The 891-nt window shown below is 66.1% G+C and carries 1 protein-coding gene; it reads right to left on the reverse strand.

Annotated features, from left to right (window positions below):
- Nucleotides 1–731: IS5 family transposase (locus tag ACYVF3_RS32540; RefSeq protein WP_461158119.1), on the reverse strand; the 731-nt coding region annotated here is incomplete at its 3' end.
- Nucleotides 732–891: the final 160 nt, after the last annotated feature.

Genomic DNA, 891 nt, shown 5'->3' on the forward strand with positions numbered 1-891 from the left:
CGGACCATGGCTTCGTGGTGTTCAGGACGGCGTTCGTAGTCGCGGACGCAGCGGCGGTGCTGGTTGATCCAGGCCAGGCTGCGTTCCACGACCCATCTGCGGTGTAGCACGACGAACCCGGTTTGGCCTGCGAGTTTGGCGACGATCTCGATGCTGATGCCGAACAGGGTTCGTGCCCAGTCGATCAGGGTGCCGGTGTAGCCGGAGTCGGCCCACAGGTGCCGCACGCTTGGGCAGAGGTAGCGCAGCCTGGCCAGGAGGTTGCGGGCGGCGGTGCGGTCCTGGACCTCGGCGCCGGTGACCAGCACGCAGATCAGCAGGCCGGTGGTGTCGACGGCGATGTGGCGTTTCCGTCCGTTGATCTTCTTGCCCGCGTCGAACCCGCGGCTGCCGGATCCAACGGTCTCGGCGGCTTTGACCGAGGCGGAATCGATGATCCCGGCGCTCGGTACCGCCCGGCGGCCCTCGCTTATGCGGGTTCGGTCTCGCAGGGCGTCGAGCAGGTCCTGGCCCACGCCTGCGGCTTCCCAGGCGGCGAAGTGGTTGTACACGGTGGACCAGGGTGGGAAATCCGCTGGCAGAGCCCGCCATTTGATGCCGTTGTCGACTACGTACAGGATCGCGTCCACGATCTCGCGGCGACAGTGTTTGGCCCGGCGACCGCCCCTTCCTTCCAGCCAGCCGGGCGTGGGTAACAAGGGTTCGATGATCTCCCACTGCGCGTCGGTCATGTCGGAGGGATAACGCCGTGACCTGCCAGGCAGAGCATGGGTCGTTGTCAGCAAGCAGCACTGCCAACCCCGTGCGACCGGGATTGACGGACTCGGGCACGATGGCACCCGGGACTCCTCGGTAGAGCGGATGATTAGACACCAACCGATCTACCAGGAG

The sequence above is a fragment of the Saccharopolyspora tripterygii genome (assembly GCF_054778355.1).